The 14,036-nt window shown below is 52.1% G+C and carries 16 protein-coding genes and 3 tRNA genes; 11 read left to right on the plus strand and 8 right to left on the minus strand.

Going from position 1 to position 14,036, the window contains the following annotated elements; genetic code table 11:
• Nucleotides 1-37 precede the first annotated feature (37 nt).
• The 5 genes from tcyJ to sdiA all read left to right on the plus strand — a co-directional run bounded on the left by tcyJ (nt 38) and on the right by sdiA (nt 4,376).
• Complete coding sequence (gene tcyJ, locus MKleb_RS09665; protein WP_014229877.1) at nt 38-838, plus strand: cystine ABC transporter substrate-binding protein; 801 nt, start codon at nt 38-40, stop codon at nt 836-838.
• A 95-nt stretch (nt 839-933) separates the two neighbouring features.
• The gene (gene dcyD, locus MKleb_RS09670) at nt 934-1,920 is read left to right on the plus strand and encodes a D-cysteine desulfhydrase (RefSeq protein ID WP_025106106.1); all 987 of its coding nucleotides are present in this window, start codon (nt 934-936) and stop codon (nt 1,918-1,920) included.
• Between the two features lie 15 nt (nt 1,921-1,935).
• Nucleotides 1,936-2,604: a cystine ABC transporter permease gene (gene tcyL, locus MKleb_RS09675; protein ID WP_004103458.1), complete on the plus strand. Its 669-nt coding sequence runs from the start codon at nt 1,936-1,938 to the stop codon at nt 2,602-2,604.
• The gene (gene tcyN / locus MKleb_RS09680) at nt 2,601-3,353 is read left to right on the plus strand and encodes an L-cystine ABC transporter ATP-binding protein TcyN (protein ID WP_004852203.1); all 753 of its coding nucleotides are present in this window, start codon (nt 2,601-2,603) and stop codon (nt 3,351-3,353) included. Before tcyL ends, tcyN begins: the two co-directional genes overlap by 4 nt.
• A 300-nt stretch (nt 3,354-3,653) precedes the next feature.
• A complete protein-coding gene (gene sdiA, locus MKleb_RS09685; RefSeq protein ID WP_014229875.1) occupies nt 3,654-4,376 on the plus strand; it encodes a transcriptional regulator SdiA in 723 nt (240 codons plus the stop codon).
• 67 nt (nt 4,377-4,443) lie between these two features.
• Here sdiA and MKleb_RS09690 read toward each other — a convergent pair whose 3' ends face one another.
• Complete coding sequence (locus tag MKleb_RS09690; RefSeq protein WP_004122104.1) at nt 4,444-4,668, minus strand: DUF2594 family protein; 225 nt, start codon at nt 4,666-4,668, stop codon at nt 4,444-4,446.
• Between the two features lie 463 nt (nt 4,669-5,131).
• Between MKleb_RS09690 and uvrY the strand changes: the two genes are divergently transcribed.
• From uvrY to MKleb_RS09720, 6 genes are all read left to right on the plus strand, one after another.
• Nucleotides 5,132-5,788 carry a UvrY/SirA/GacA family response regulator transcription factor gene (gene uvrY, locus MKleb_RS09695; RefSeq protein ID WP_217076614.1) on the plus strand — a complete coding sequence of 219 codons (657 nt, stop codon included), beginning with the start codon at nt 5,132-5,134 and terminating at the stop codon, nt 5,786-5,788.
• Nucleotides 5,785-7,617: an excinuclease ABC subunit UvrC gene (gene uvrC, locus MKleb_RS09700; RefSeq protein ID WP_025106107.1), complete on the plus strand. Its 1,833-nt coding sequence runs from the start codon at nt 5,785-5,787 to the stop codon at nt 7,615-7,617. The genes uvrY and uvrC overlap by 4 nt, the downstream gene beginning before the upstream one ends.
• 57 nt (nt 7,618-7,674) lie before the next feature.
• The gene (pgsA, locus tag MKleb_RS09705; protein ID WP_004122100.1) at nt 7,675-8,223 is read left to right on the plus strand and encodes a CDP-diacylglycerol--glycerol-3-phosphate 3-phosphatidyltransferase; all 549 of its coding nucleotides are present in this window, start codon (nt 7,675-7,677) and stop codon (nt 8,221-8,223) included.
• Between the two features lie 151 nt (nt 8,224-8,374).
• Nucleotides 8,375-8,450 (plus strand) — tRNA-Gly (locus MKleb_RS09710).
• A 38-nt stretch (nt 8,451-8,488) separates the two neighbouring features.
• A tRNA-Cys gene (locus MKleb_RS09715) sits at nt 8,489-8,562 on the plus strand.
• A gap of 13 nt (nt 8,563-8,575) precedes the next feature.
• A tRNA-Leu gene (locus tag MKleb_RS09720) sits at nt 8,576-8,662 on the plus strand.
• 131 nt (nt 8,663-8,793) lie between these two features.
• Here MKleb_RS09720 and MKleb_RS09725 read toward each other — a convergent pair.
• From MKleb_RS09725 to MKleb_RS09755, 7 genes are all read right to left on the minus strand, one after another.
• Nucleotides 8,794-9,810, minus strand: coding sequence for a tyrosine-type recombinase/integrase (locus MKleb_RS09725; RefSeq protein ID WP_217076616.1), 1,017 nt, complete (start codon nt 9,808-9,810; stop codon nt 8,794-8,796).
• Nucleotides 9,794-10,039, minus strand: coding sequence for a DUF4224 domain-containing protein (locus MKleb_RS09730; protein ID WP_015365914.1), 246 nt, complete (start codon nt 10,037-10,039; stop codon nt 9,794-9,796). The genes MKleb_RS09725 and MKleb_RS09730 overlap by 17 nt, the downstream gene beginning before the upstream one ends.
• Before the next feature lie 209 nt (nt 10,040-10,248).
• Complete coding sequence (locus tag MKleb_RS09735; RefSeq protein ID WP_015365915.1) at nt 10,249-10,434, minus strand: hypothetical protein; 186 nt, start codon at nt 10,432-10,434, stop codon at nt 10,249-10,251.
• Between the two features lies 1 nt (nt 10,435).
• Nucleotides 10,436-10,996, minus strand: coding sequence for a siphovirus Gp157 family protein (locus tag MKleb_RS09740; protein ID WP_217076618.1), 561 nt, complete (start codon nt 10,994-10,996; stop codon nt 10,436-10,438).
• Complete coding sequence (locus tag MKleb_RS09745) at nt 10,996-13,152, minus strand: exonuclease family protein (RefSeq protein WP_217076620.1); 2,157 nt, start codon at nt 13,150-13,152, stop codon at nt 10,996-10,998. Before MKleb_RS09745 ends, MKleb_RS09740 begins: the two co-directional genes overlap by 1 nt.
• A gap of 32 nt (nt 13,153-13,184) precedes the next feature.
• Nucleotides 13,185-13,469, minus strand: a complete 285-nt coding sequence (locus tag MKleb_RS09750) for a hypothetical protein (RefSeq protein ID WP_217076622.1) — start codon at nt 13,467-13,469, stop codon at nt 13,185-13,187.
• Nucleotides 13,470-13,512: 43 nt separating this feature from the next.
• Nucleotides 13,513-13,836, minus strand: a complete 324-nt coding sequence (locus MKleb_RS09755; protein WP_032409872.1) for a hypothetical protein — start codon at nt 13,834-13,836, stop codon at nt 13,513-13,515.
• Nucleotides 13,837-14,036: the final 200 nt, after the last annotated feature.

The following is a 14,036-nucleotide window of genomic DNA, read 5'->3' on the forward strand; positions in this document are numbered from 1 at the left end:
TACACTACAGCAAAATATCACTCTTTTAGGGGTATCTATGAAATTAGCACTTCTGGGTCGTCAGGCGCTGATGGGCGCAATGGCCGTCGTATTAATGACCGGCGTCAGCGTAAAAACCTTTGCTGCTGAAAATCTGCTTAATCAGGTTAAAGAACGCGGCACGCTACGCGTGGGTCTGGAAGGGACATATCCGCCATTCAGCTATCAGGGAGATGACGGTAAGCTGACCGGCTTCGAGGTGGATTTTGCTAATGAACTGGCGAAACATCTGGGCGTGAAGGCTGACCTTAAACCCACGAAATGGGACGGCATGCTGGCTTCGCTGGACTCTAAACGTATCGATGTGGTGATAAACCAGGTCACTATTTCCGATCAGCGTAAGCAAAAATATGACTTCTCGACGCCGTACACCGTTTCCGGGATCCAGGCGCTGGTGAAAAAAGGTAACGAAGGCGTGATTAAAACTGCAGCCGACCTGAAAGGTAAGAAAGTTGGCGTCGGCCTGGGGACCAACTACGAAGAGTGGCTGCGCCAGAACGTACAGGGCGTCGACATTCGGACTTATGATGATGACCCGACGAAATACCAGGATCTGCGCGTAGGGCGAATTGACGCCATCCTGGTTGACCGCCTGGCAGCGCTGGATCTGGTGAAGAAAACCGGTAACACCCTTGCCGTCACCGGTGAAGCCTTCTCTCGCCAGGAGTCCGGCGTCGCTCTGCGCAAAGGTAATGAAGACCTGCTGAAAGCGGTTGATGGCGCCATTGCGGATATGCAAAAAGACGGCAGCCTGAAGGCGCTGTCGGAAAAATGGTTTGGCGCTGACGTCACGAAGTAACGGCCAGCGGTGAAAAAAGGCGCTCCTGATAGCGCCTTTTTTTATTTCGCGCGTCACAGCGTGCATAATCAAGGATAATTCAGTCAGGAGGTCTTATGTCACTGCAAAATTTAACCCTATTCCCGCGTCTGGAACTGATTGGCGCGCCGACGCCGCTGGAATATCTGCCGCGCTTGTCCGATTACCTTGGCCGCGAAATTTTTATCAAGCGCGATGATGTGACCCCGCTTGCGATGGGGGGCAACAAGCTACGTAAGCTTGAATTTCTGGCTGCCGATGCGCTGCGAGAAGGGGCGGATACCCTGATTACCGCAGGAGCTATCCAGTCCAACCATGTGCGCCAGACGGCGGCGGTGGCGGCTAAGCTGGGCCTGCACTGCGTGGCGCTGCTGGAGAATCCAATGGGTACCCGGGCTGAGAACTACCTGACCAACGGTAACCGCCTGCTGCTTGACCTGTTTAATACTCAGGTCGAAATGTGCGACGCGCTGACCGATCCTAATGCTCAGTTGGAAGCGCTGGCGACCCGCATTGAAGCTCAGGGCTATCGTCCGTACGTGATTCCGGTTGGCGGTTCGAACGCGCTGGGCGCGCTGGGCTATGTGGAGAGCGCGCTGGAAATTGCCCAGCAGTGCGAAGGGGCGGTCGAGCTCTCCTCCGTGGTCGTCGCCTCCGGCAGCGCCGGTACGCATGCCGGCCTCGCCGTGGGACTGGAGCAGCTGATGCCCAATGCCGAGCTTATCGGCGTGACCGTATCGCGCAGCGTGGCTGACCAGCTGCCAAAAGTGGCTGCGCTGCAGCAGGCGGTGGCAAATAGCCTGGAACTGGAGGCAAAGGCCGGTATTCAGCTGTGGGATGAGTACTTTGCGCCGGGTTACGGAATACCGAACGACGAAGGGATGGCGGCGGTGAAGCTGCTGGCGCAGCTGGAAGGTATCCTGCTGGATCCGGTGTATACCGGGAAGGCGATGGCCGGATTGATTGATGGTATCAGCCAGAAGCGCTTTAAGGATGAAGGCCCAATACTGTTTGTTCACACCGGCGGCGCGCCTGCGCTGTTCGCCTATCATCCTCATATCTAATGCAGAACACATAGAATGCAAGAGAGTATCCAACTGGTTATTGATTCCGCGCCTTTTCTGCTGAAGGGCGCGGTATTTACGCTACAGCTCAGCATCGGCGGCATGTTTTTTGGCCTCGTGCTGGGGTTTATTTTGGCGCTGATGCGCATGTCGCCCGTCTGGCCGATTAAATGGCTGGCGCGGATGTACATCTCCATCTTTCGCGGAACGCCGCTGATTGCGCAGCTGTTTATGATCTATTACGGCTTGCCGCAGTTCGGCATCGAGCTGGATCCTATTCCCGCGGCGATGATCGGCCTGTCTTTAAACACGGCGGCCTACGCGGCGGAAACGCTGCGCGCAGCGATTGCCTCCATTGATAAAGGGCAGTGGGAGGCCGCGGCGAGTATCGGTATGACGCGCTGGCAGGCAATGCGCCGCGCGATTCTTCCTCAGGCCGCGCGCGTGGCGTTACCGCCGCTTTCCAACAGTTTTATCAGCCTGGTGAAAGATACCTCGCTGGCGGCAACTATCCAGGTGCCAGAACTGTTCCGTCAGGCTCAGCTGATCACCTCCCGGACGCTGGAGGTATTCACCATGTACCTGGCCGCTTCGCTTATCTACTGGGTAATGGCAACGGTGCTTTCCACGCTGCAAAACTATTTTGAAAATCAGCTGAACCGCCAGGAGCGAGATCCAAAATGAGTGCGATTGAAGTCAAAAACCTGGTGAAAAAATTCCATGGCCAGACGGTGCTTCATGGTATCGACCTTGAGGTTCAACAAGGGGAAGTGGTGGCGATTATCGGTCCCAGCGGTTCGGGGAAAACGACGCTGCTGCGCAGTATTAATCTCCTGGAGCAGCCGGAAAGCGGCACGATTCGCGTAGGCGACGTGACGATCGATGCCGGGCGCAGCATCAACCAGCAAAAAACGGCCATTCGCCGCCTGCGTCAGCACGTGGGCTTTGTGTTTCAGAATTTTAATCTTTTCCCCCACCGTACGGTGATGGAAAACATTATCGAAGGGCCGGTCATCGTTAAAGGGGAGGATAAAAATGAATCCATCGCCCGGGCGCGTGAACTGCTGACGAAAGTTGGGCTTACCGGTAAAGAAAATAGCTACCCGCGTCGTTTGTCCGGCGGGCAGCAGCAGCGCGTGGCGATTGCTCGCGCGCTGGCGATGCGTCCGGATGTCATTTTGTTTGATGAGCCAACGTCGGCATTAGATCCTGAACTGGTAGGGGAGGTACTCAATACCATTCGCCAGCTGGCGCAGGAGAGGCGCACGATGGTGATCGTGACCCATGAGATGAGCTTTGCCCGCGACGTGGCGGACCGCGCTATTTTTATGGATCAGGGGCGTATCGTTGAACAGGGTGAAGCAAAAGCGCTGTTTGCCAATCCTCAGCACGCGCGTACCCGCCAGTTCCTCGAAAAATTCCTGATGCAGTAATCGCCCCGCGCCGGCCGCATTCGCTCAGGCTTGTGCTGACGGATGCGGCCGGGCAGCGCTGAATAACCGGTTTATCAGCAAAAAAAGTATGTCCGGATAGTGGTCATAAGCAACGACGATACATCTGTCAAGGTTTTGTGCCACATCAATTGGCATAATTTTTTAACGTATCCGGTACTTTCGCCGGACGTAGTCTAATAAATGCGGTGGCTGCCATTTTTTATACATATAAGCAGGATTTATGTGTTAGTTTTATGTATTTATAATAATGATTATCACTCAGGAGTTATTTGGTTAGTTATGAGGGACAATGATTTTTTCAGCTGGCGGCGGGAAATGCTGCAACAATTTCAGTCCGTTTCTGCAGGCGAGGGGGTTTATCATCTTCTGCAGCAGGAAGCAAAAGGGCTGGAATATGACTACTTCGCACTCTGCGTACGGCATCCCGTGCCTTTTACTCGGCCCAGGGTGACGCTGCAATCGACCTATCCTCAGGCCTGGATGGCGCATTATCAAGCCGAGAATTATCTCGCGATCGACCCGGTGCTGCGCAAGGAGAATTTCCTTCGTGGGCATCTGCCATGGAACGACAAGCTATTCCATGATACACCGGAATTATGGGACGGCGCGCGCGACCATGGATTACGCAAGGGCGTCACGCAGTGCCTGACGCTGCCGAACCATGCTCAGGGATTCTTATCCGTTTCAGGAACCAGCCATAGCCAGGGACCCTTTGCGGAAGATGAACTGGAGATGCGCTTAAGAACGCTAACCGAATTGAGCCTGCTGACGCTTTTGCGCCTGGAGGACGAGATGGTTATGCCGCCGGAAATGAAATTTAGTCGACGTGAACTGGAGATTTTGAAATGGACGGCGGAAGGGAAAACCTCGGCTGAGGTGGCAATGATTCTGTCTATCTCAGAAAATACCGTCAATTTCCATCAGAAAAATATGCAGCGAAAATTCAACGCGCCAAACAAAACCCAAATTGCCTGCTATGCCGTAGCGACGGGCCTAATTTGATCTCATGTGTTGTTCTGCGTGCCAGACGTAAGACCGGCTGTTAGTAATACCTTCAGCCGGTAATTGATTACTGACGATATGCCTGCTTAATTTGCTTAACGGTGCTGGAGAATACGGCAGCCTGAGCCTCATCTTCCATCTGCGCGATTTGTTTTTCCATTTTAATAATCACGCGGCCTGCATCAGCCTGACCCATGGCCTGCAGCATCAGCGTTATCATTGCTTTCAGACACGAAACTTCCTGTGCCAGTTCTTGGTTATTTTCCGCAGTGGAAAAATCTGGAGTGCTCATCTATATCCTCGATTGCTTTCTGCGCAATTGCGCATGACTAAAAGTGAAGGCGGCGCAGTATACCACAAGCAAAGGAAAAAAAAGGAGTGCTTGATTTCTGTTCTTTCATCCGAGTGGTGAATGATTTAATTGACTGAATAATACGTATTCATGAGATCTAAGCGTGTTAATTTTTTCGTACGCCCCGTGTTCGTGTTAATAATTGTTACATATTCAGGTACATATTTATCGCCTACGCAATGTGTTGTGTTTTTACGTAATCTGTATGATGAATGTTAAAAAGTAACTGTTGTACAACTCTATGTTATGTATGGCTTTCCAGCGGGTGTGCAGACAAATTTCCATAATTGCGCAAGAAATCTTTCCCAGCACATTTTTTGGCTTTCAAAATTAGGTTAAAACCCGGTAATATGTGGGAGATAAGCTATCAGTAGCGTTATCCCTAATTCTGGAGAATATTCCTTTGATCAACGTCCTTCTTGTTGATGACCACGAACTGGTGCGCGCAGGGATACGACGCATTCTGGAAGATATAAAAGGGATTAAAGTTGCCGGCGAGGCCTGCTGCGGTGAGGATGCCGTGAAATGGTGCCGCGCGAATCCCGTTGATGTAGTCCTGATGGATATGAACATGCCGGGTATCGGCGGCCTTGAGGCTACGCGAAAAATTGCCCGTTCCGTTGCTGATGCCAAAGTGATAATGCTGACCGTGCATACGGAAAATCCGCTGCCGGCGAAAGTCATGCAGGCCGGGGCTGCTGGCTACCTCAGTAAAGGCGCCGCGCCGCAGGAGGTTGTGAATGCGATTCGCTGCGTGGCATCGGGTCAGCGTTATATCGCCTCTGATATCGCCCAGCAGATGGCGCTAAGCCAGATTGAACCGGAGAAGGCGGAGTCGCCGTTTGTCAGTTTGTCTGAGCGAGAATTGCAGATTATGCTAATGATTACTAAAGGTCAGAAGGTCAACGAGATCTCAGAGCAGTTGAATCTGAGTCCCAAGACCGTGAACAGCTACCGCTATCGTATGTTCAGTAAACTGAACATACACGGCGATGTGGAGCTGACGCACCTGGCAATTCGCCATGGCCTGTGCAATGCGGAGTCGTTAGCAAGTCAGTGAGTGATGTTTTTGATGCAAAAGCTTTCCTGAAAACAGTAACCAGCCAGCCGGGCGTCTATCGTATGTATGACGCTGGCGGTACTGTTATCTATGTAGGCAAAGCGAAAGACCTGAAAAAGCGGCTGAGCAGCTATTTTCGCAGCAACCTGGCTTCGCGTAAAACCGAAGCGCTGGTGGCGCTTATCGCCCAGATTGACGTTACCGTGACCCACACCGAAACGGAAGCGCTGCTGCTTGAGCATAATTACATCAAGCTATACCAGCCGCGTTACAACGTGCTGCTGCGCGATGATAAATCCTATCCCTTTATTTTCCTTAGCGGCGATACGCATCCTCGCCTGGCGACGCATCGTGGGGCGAAGCATGCGAAAGGCGAATATTTTGGCCCGTTCCCCAACGGCTACGCGGTTCGCGAGACGTTAGCGCTGCTGCAAAAAATCTTCCCTATCCGCCAGTGTGAGAACAGCGTCTATCGCAACCGTTCGCGGCCTTGCCTGCAGTATCAAATTGGCCGCTGTCTGGGGCCGTGCGTTGCCGGACTGGTGAGCGAGGAAGAGTATGCCCAGCAGGTCGACTACGTGCGCCTGTTCCTGGCGGGCAAAGACGATCAGGTACTGACTCAGCTGATTGCCCGCATGGAAAAGGCCAGCCAGGCGCTGGAATTTGAAGAGGCAGCGCGGATCCGCGACCAGATTCAGGCCGTACGTCGGGTAACGGAGAAACAGTTCGTCTCCAATACCGGTGACGATCTGGATGTTATCGGCGTCTCGTTTGATGCCGGCATGGCGTGCGTCCACGTGCTGTTTATCCGCCAGGGTAAAGTCCTTGGTAGCCGCAGCTATTTCCCCAAAGTGCCGAATGGCACCGAACTCGGTGAAGTGGTGGAAACCTTTGTCGGACAGTTCTATTTGCAGGGCAGCCAGATGCGGACGCTGCCGGGCGAGATCCTGCTGGATTTTAACCTGGGCGACAAAACCCTGCTGGCGGATTCGCTCTCAGAGCTGGCCGGGCGCCGGGTTAACGTACAGACCAAACCCCGCGGCGATCGCGCCCGTTACCTGAAGCTGGCGCGCACGAACGCCGCGACGGCGCTGACCACCAAGCTTTCCCAGCATTCAACGATTACGCAACGTTTGCGGGCGCTGGCGACATTACTCAAGCTTCCGGTCGTCAATCGGATGGAATGCTTTGACATCAGCCATACGATGGGCGAACAGACGGTGGCGTCGTGCGTGGTTTTTGATAGCAACGGACCGCTGCGCGCAGAGTATCGCCGTTACAATATTACCGGCATCACGCCGGGAGATGATTACGCGGCGATGAATCAGGTCCTGCGTCGTCGCTACGGTAAGGCAATAGAAGAGAGTAAAATTCCCGATGTTATCCTGATCGACGGCGGTAAAGGCCAGCTTGGGCAGGCGAAGACGGTTTTTGCCGAGCTGGACGTGCCGTGGGATAAAAGTCACCCTCTGTTATTGGGCGTGGCAAAAGGCAGCGATCGTAAAGCGGGCCTGGAGACGCTATTCTTTGAACCGGAAGGCGAGGGCTTTAGTCTGCCGCCGGACTCCCCCGCGCTGCATGTGATTCAGCATATTCGCGACGAGTCGCACGATCACGCCATTACCGGCCACCGTAAGAAACGGGCAAAAGTAAAAAGCACCAGCACGCTGGAAACCATTGAGGGGGTCGGACCCAAACGCCGACAGATGCTGCTGAAATATATGGGCGGTCTGCAGGGGTTGCAGAAAGCCAGCGTCGAAGAAATTGCGCAAGTACCGGGTATATCTCACGGTCTGGCAGAAAAGATCTTCTACTCGTTGAAACATTAGGGGCTCTGTAGCAACATAGGGCTAATTTTTACTTACAACAGATAGTTACCCGTTACTATGCAATTTAATATCCCTACGTTGCTTACTCTGTTTCGCGTCATTCTTATCCCGTTCTTTGTACTGGCGTTTTATCTGCCGTTTACCTGGGCCCCTTTTGCCTGTGCGCTAATTTTCTTCGTCGCAGCGGTGACCGACTGGTTTGATGGTTATCTGGCGCGTCGCTGGAATCAGAGCACGCGTTTCGGCGCTTTCCTCGATCCGGTCGCGGATAAAGTCATGGTGGCTATTGCGATGGTACTGGTTGCCGAGCATTACCATACCTGGTGGGTGACGTTACCGGCCGCCACCATGATCGCGCGTGAAATTATTATCTCCGCGCTGCGCGAGTGGATGGCCGAACTGGGCAAGCGCAGCAGCGTGGCGGTGTCATGGATAGGCAAAGTCAAAACCACGGCGCAAATGGCCGCGCTGGTGTGGATGCTGTGGCGCCCAAATATCTGGGTTGAATGGGCGGGGATTGGTCTGTTCCTCGTGGCGGCGGTGCTGACGCTGTGGTCCATGCTGCAGTATTTGAACGCGGCGCGCGGCGATTTGCTTGATCAGTGATCGTTTCGGCGCAATTTTCAGCAAACAACACAAGGTTTTAAAAAATATCGTTGACTCATTGCGCCAGGTAAGTAGAATGCAACGCATCGAACGGCAGCACTGTCTGACAGACGATAACAAAATCAAGTAATTAGCAAATTAGCTTGATGATGCGGGAATAGCTCAGTTGGTAGAGCACGACCTTGCCAAGGTCGGGGTCGCGAGTTCGAGTCTCGTTTCCCGCTCCAGTTTACAACATCGGCATCAGCGGGTGTTCAAGCATTAAGGCGCGTTAGCAAAGCGGTTATGTAGCGGATTGCAAATCCGTCTAGTCCGGTTCGACTCCGGAACGCGCCTCCAATTTCTATCCCGAGCCCGGATGGTGGAATCGGTAGACACAAGGGATTTAAAATCCCTCGGCGTTCGCGCTGTGCGGGTTCAAGTCCCGCTCCGGGTACCATTGGGATAAAGCTAATAAAATCAATGATAAGCAGTGTCGTGTTAACCGCCCGCAAGGCGGTTTTTTTATGCCTGAAATTCTCCTTTCCGAAGATGCGTCCGAAGATGATTTTTCAACGAACGCATAGCGATTCATTTTTTCTGACCACCAACAACCGGCACGATTTTAGTTTTCCTGTCGTAAATCGCCGTTTGTCTCGAATTCTTATGGCCTGAAATCGCCTGTTTCTCCTCGAGGCTTCCTTCCAGATCAGAGACACCTTTCGCTTTCAGATCGTGGAAAGTGAAATCTATCTGCAGGTGTGGGTTCTTTTCCTGCGCTGCGATTTTCGCGTCGCGCCAGCGTGAATTAAAACCGTCGCGGGTGTATTTGCTGCCGCTGGTCTGGTGAATGACAAACAGGCTACGGATACCCGGCTTTAACGGCAGGGAACGGGCGAGGGCGACAGCGGCGCGCAGGCGTGGCGACCATGCTTTGATTTGCTTTACGCCTGTTTTTCCCTGGCGGATAAAGATCCCGGTTTCGCGTATCTGGTCTTCAGTCAAAGCCAGCACATCGCTTTGTCTGGCCAGACACAAATAAGCGATTTCCATGGTGGCGCGAACTACGTCCGGAGCAACATCGTAAACCGCTTTGTATTCTTCGTCGGTGATGTAACGTTCTCGGGCTGTCTCTTTGAACTTCTTAACGCCCTGACAGGGATTGTGCTGGACGTAACCCCGCTCATAACCCCAGCGGAATACTCGCGAAAGAACACTCTTTTCCCGGTTAGCCTGCGTTTTACTGGCCATACCACGCTGATCCATATAGCGCCGGATGTGTTCTGGTTTAATTTTATCCGGGTTAACCTTCCCGAATACCGGCAACACTTTGCCTGCGTATTTCGTGTAGTCTTTTCGGGTTTCTGCCGCTAAATCCTGCCAGTCAGGGGAAGACATGAATTGATCGGCCAGAGCCTGAAACGTCTTGCGCTCGACTTCTTCTCCCATGGCTTTTTCATATGCCAGCCATACAGCTGATTGAGGCTCGGAGAGCGCACATAGCCTGATAGCCTTGTTATCTTTATTCCTGAATTCATACGCCGCCTTGCCGCGATACACGCGGGGCGGCATCCAGTTATCAGCGGGGTTCTTACGCTTTCCGGCCATTAAAGATAGCTCCGAAGTCTGGTTCTTCCTCCCGCACCGTCTCTTCCTGCTGGTTGCGGTATTTAATTGGGTTCAGGAAATGGCCCCACGTCGTTTTAGGATGGCCGTCTGCCCTTTCCATGAAAAAGACTCCGGCCCGGCGTAGCGCTTCACACTGCCGCGATTTAAGCGGTGTCCCCGTCAGTTCGATCATTTCCTCTCTGGTGATGATGTCGTGATCGTGTCTCATGGTCTTTCCTCAGCATGCCGGCTATCGCGTTGTCTGCCGTATCGCAAGCGCGTTGGATATCGGACTGGGTCAGAGTCCTCTTTCTAACGCTGGCTGATAGCCTGCCAATTTTGATATCGAAATCTGAAAGTAAAAGTGTGCCTGGTTGCCAACGTAGCATTGTGAACTCCGGTTCATAGGTAGATCACAATGCTAACGACATCTGCGGGTTATTTCTGATTAGGCTTAATCAGGTTTGGTTTATTCCGGAACGCGCCATTTTCGCGGGTGATTTTGGCACTGCGCGGAAAATGCATAGCCAGTTCGCAACGCGCGCAGGCTTCGATTATTCCGTTAGTACCGTCCGGAAAAACGACGTGAAGCGCGTCGCCTCGTTTCAGTGTGAGTTTCAGCATATCAGCGCACCTGCAGCGAACGTTCGCCAATCTCAAGGTGAGCGCCCGGCACTGGGTTTAACAGTTCTTCCGGTATCTCTCCGCCGTCAGCGGTAATCTGGGCCGCCGCTGCCTGTGCTGATTCAATCGCTTCCTTGATGGCCTTTTTATCGGGCGCGATAACAACCTGAGTATTCACCAGCTCATCGGGAAGAAGATCGGTATTATCAATCACAACGTTTACGCTACCTTTGCGAGCGGTGAACGTATTTTTTGCCGTTTTCAGCTTATCCAGCCCGGCCGCCATCAGGCAGGAGAGAATATACTTACGCAGAGCCTTATCCTTATTCTCAAAAGACTTCTTACGTTCGGCCAGGCGTTTTATTTCATCATCGCAGGCGCTGGCATTGCCGAGGTTATTACGTGCGATAACCATGATGGAATCCAGTTTATCGGCCAGTTCTCCTTCCATGCCTTCAAGGGTATCTGCGATCATTTCCGGAGTCAGGTCATCAGAGCTTTCCAGCAGTTGCAGCAGGTTCTGATAATCCGCGGCGATGGCAATAGCAGTAGTGGAAGTCATTATGCTTTCTCCTCAGATTTATTAAGTTCGGCGATACGTCCATTTTTGATATCAGTGAGACGGCGCAACCGGCTACTGAGGTGGCGGGAGCGCTGTGTGTCTCCTTTTGATTCTGCATCCTTGCGGTGAACTTCGAGTTCACGGGCGATAGGGGCAAACACCTTGTTAATTTCGTTCACCGATACAGCGTTTGCGAGGGTATTGGCGTTGCGGGTTAGTTTGTCGTCGAACTCCTGACGCAACCGCGCTGCATCTTCGGCGGTTTCGCTGGCATTCTTGAGGTCAAACTCTGCTTTGTTTTTCTGGCGATATTCTGGATTGTCATAGAGGCCCATAAAGATATCGCCGCTAAAGCCGAGGCCGGATAGTGCTTTTTTAGTAGCATCAGTGAGTGATTTTTTTGTCGCCTCACCATCGCAAATCGGGCCATATTTACTGCCGTAAATGTATGGTGTGCAGCCGAATGCAAATTCTTCGCCGCGTACATCGTTCTTCAGATACCAAAGCCTGATTTTAATAACGTGGTGCTTCTCCATGAGGATGCCACCCGTACCATCAGGGATCAGTTCCCACGTGTTATTGCCATCTGCACCCTTGATAGTGCGAGTAATTGGCGCGCCTGTATCAAAACGTTCTTCCAGAATATCAACGCCCCAGCCCTGACCTTTTGGCCCAAATTCTCGTGTGGCCATCATAGTCATGTAGGTGCCATTAATGGATGTACCGCCACCGTTTACTGAGAAGGCCGTAGTAAAGCGCTCATCTGTCTTGAATACGCTTTTCCACAATTCGAGGTTGTCCCGTTCGGTTGCCTGCATTTCGTTAATGCTCTGGACAACTTCGGCAGCTTTCGGCAGGTTCTCTTCTCGGTTAATTCGTTCAACAAGCTGATCAACGTCCTGAACGATAGTTTTTACTTTCTCACTCAACTTCTCTTCTGGCTCTGCACTTTCACCAGAGGCATATACGCCATAGCCCATATCGTTGAGCGTCTCACGCGCCTGTTTGGCTTGGGTATCGGTTACAACCGACGACGGCACTTCCTCTTTTTCGCCCACGTTTGAGGCGGTATTTTGCGTCGCCTCTGGTTGTTTAACGGATCCTGTTTCGGTTTCTTCAAAGCGGCCGTTTGCCTCCAACCATGAATCGATGTGGCGGCGCAGGCTGTCAGGGAAATGGAAGGTATCTTTCGCCGGTACGTTCTGCACCACGCCGAAGATGCTGGCGCGGTCGTATTTGAGTATCTGCGGAGTGGTGTGCAGCGATGCAGACCAGCGTTTAAAATCTTCCCGGTCATCGGAAATCATCTTCTTAGCGTCCAGAAGGTTTCCGGATAGTACCGGCGCATCAGGCGCCAGCGGGAGAAGGGCGGTAGCGATCTCCTGATCCAGCGTTGCATAAGTGTGTTTATACCCGCGCTTAGAAATAACCACTGGCGTTTTATTATCATCGGTGCTGGTACTGAGAGCGGTATTTTTATATACGCCGGGGGCCAGTTCGTCGCGCTTGCCCGGATTCTCAAGCCAGCGTTTAACGAACTGAGAGATAGCCGCTTTGCCAGGCGTCTGGTTTTCAAAATGGGAGAAAATACCCTGAACAAGATTATTCAGTCCTTCCACATGCATGCTTTGAACTGGGAAGTTATTTTGCAGGGCGCACAGCACATTAAAGTTGAAGCGATCTTCCTCTTCAAATTCCCCATCGTGGTTTTTCAGGTTATCCAGATAATCCACAACCTGAGAATAAAGATGGCCATCAATCGCAGCGGTGCTAAAAAGCAGGACGGCTGCAAAGCGTTCCTCAGCGGAAACGGTCATCAGGTCGATCACTTCATCGTCAGCAGGTAAACCTGCACCGCTTCCAGAAGCACTATCCTGCGCAGTAGAAACCCATTTTTCACCGTCAAAAGTATGCTGCTGGGCGAATGACTCATCGAACTGGCCAACGGTCGGCAGCGGCTGGCCTTCAATGTGTTCCCACAGTTTTGGTTTGAAATAGTTGTCACCATTGGCCGGGTATGATTCCCAGAGTTTGCCGGTCATAATGCTTTCGGCGACTTTTTTGTTTGGCGCATCAATGGCGATTGCCAGCTGCACGGCGCCGCAGTCTTTAATCGCCGATTTCTTTGGCTCAAATAAGCCGTTGTAGATGGTCATTGGTCTTTCCTCTTTCTTGATTAATCCGCTGGTTAGGCGTTTTGTTTAATTTCGGGTAGTAGCCCAGCAACCACTCTATCTGCGGTATTTTTAGCTTCTACAAGCCGCTCTAGTTCGCTTTCGAGATGAACCTTTTGGCTTTCCGCCAGCTCTTTAATTTCTGATGAATCGACCTTGAGATAGCACTCGCCATTTCTTCCATCTGCCAAAATCCCTGAGGAGCGACATTCATTACCGCAAATGTTGATGATTCTGTTTGCTCGTTCTAGGCTATCTTTAACTTCACGAATTCTTTCCAGCAAATTTCTAATATCCATGGTCTTTCCTCTTGGTTTCTGGCGCAGGTCACGCGCCGGTTAATTAAAACGGTACGTCGCTTTCTTCAATCGGAGAGTGATCGATGCACAGCAGCTGCTGAATCTGGTCTTCAATAACACCCAGCTCCTTCTTTGCTTCGGCAGAGATTTTCTCTTTCTTCGCGCGAAGGGCATTAACCTGCATACCAATAATGTCGATTGGCTCTAAAGCCGGAATGGGAACCTCTACCGTTTTGGTAGTAACGAGGACATACAGATCAGGGTATTGCTGTGACATGTCACAGGTGAATGAGTGATAAGACGTTGGTAGATATGGGTTCGTTGTGGCCATAACGTAAACAGTTACGGGGATGGTAAGCGCTTCCATAGCGACTCCTTGTTGATGTATACTCAGAGCCGATCAGTGTTGACTCTGTCGGCATTGGTCTTTCCTCATCACAAGCTTGGTCGCTTGTGATAAGTCCGAATGGTTTGGTCACCGTTCGGGGTAACTGGCCCGCCTTGTGCGGGCCTTTTGCCATCTAAAGTTTGCCGGTCTTTCCCGGCTGTCAGGGCTGGTCATGCCCG

This window comes from Klebsiella sp. PL-2018 (genome assembly GCF_019048985.1).
Lineage (GTDB): Bacteria > Pseudomonadota > Gammaproteobacteria > Enterobacterales > Enterobacteriaceae > Klebsiella > Klebsiella michiganensis.

Excerpts from the sequence above, each read along its gene's own strand:
- MKleb_RS09750 (WP_217076622.1), bottom strand. The coding sequence starts at position 13,469 with ATGGATATTAGAAATTTGCTGGAAAGAATTCGTGAAGTTAAAGATAGC.
- tcyL (WP_004103458.1), top strand. The coding sequence starts at position 1,936 with ATGCAAGAGAGTATCCAACTGGTTATTGATTCCGCGCCTTTTCTGCTG.
- MKleb_RS09740 (WP_217076618.1), bottom strand. The coding sequence starts at position 10,996 with ATGACTTCCACTACTGCTATTGCCATCGCCGCGGATTATCAGAACCTG.
- tcyJ (WP_014229877.1), top strand. The coding sequence starts at position 38 with ATGAAATTAGCACTTCTGGGTCGTCAGGCGCTGATGGGCGCAATGGCC.
- MKleb_RS09725 (WP_217076616.1), bottom strand. The coding sequence starts at position 9,810 with ATGGCCGGAAAGCGTAAGAACCCCGCTGATAACTGGATGCCGCCCCGC.
- tcyN (WP_004852203.1), top strand. The coding sequence starts at position 2,601 with ATGAGTGCGATTGAAGTCAAAAACCTGGTGAAAAAATTCCATGGCCAG.
- MKleb_RS09745 (WP_217076620.1), bottom strand. The coding sequence starts at position 13,152 with ATGACCATCTACAACGGCTTATTTGAGCCAAAGAAATCGGCGATTAAA.
- sdiA (WP_014229875.1), top strand. The coding sequence starts at position 3,654 with ATGAGGGACAATGATTTTTTCAGCTGGCGGCGGGAAATGCTGCAACAA.
- MKleb_RS09690 (WP_004122104.1), bottom strand. The coding sequence starts at position 4,668 with ATGAGCACTCCAGATTTTTCCACTGCGGAAAATAACCAAGAACTGGCA.
- dcyD (WP_025106106.1), top strand. The coding sequence starts at position 934 with ATGTCACTGCAAAATTTAACCCTATTCCCGCGTCTGGAACTGATTGGC.
- MKleb_RS09730 (WP_015365914.1), bottom strand. The coding sequence starts at position 10,039 with ATGAGACACGATCACGACATCATCACCAGAGAGGAAATGATCGAACTG.
- MKleb_RS09735 (WP_015365915.1), bottom strand. The coding sequence starts at position 10,434 with ATGCTGAAACTCACACTGAAACGAGGCGACGCGCTTCACGTCGTTTTT.
- pgsA (WP_004122100.1), top strand. The coding sequence starts at position 7,675 with ATGCAATTTAATATCCCTACGTTGCTTACTCTGTTTCGCGTCATTCTT.
- MKleb_RS09755 (WP_032409872.1), bottom strand. The coding sequence starts at position 13,836 with ATGGAAGCGCTTACCATCCCCGTAACTGTTTACGTTATGGCCACAACG.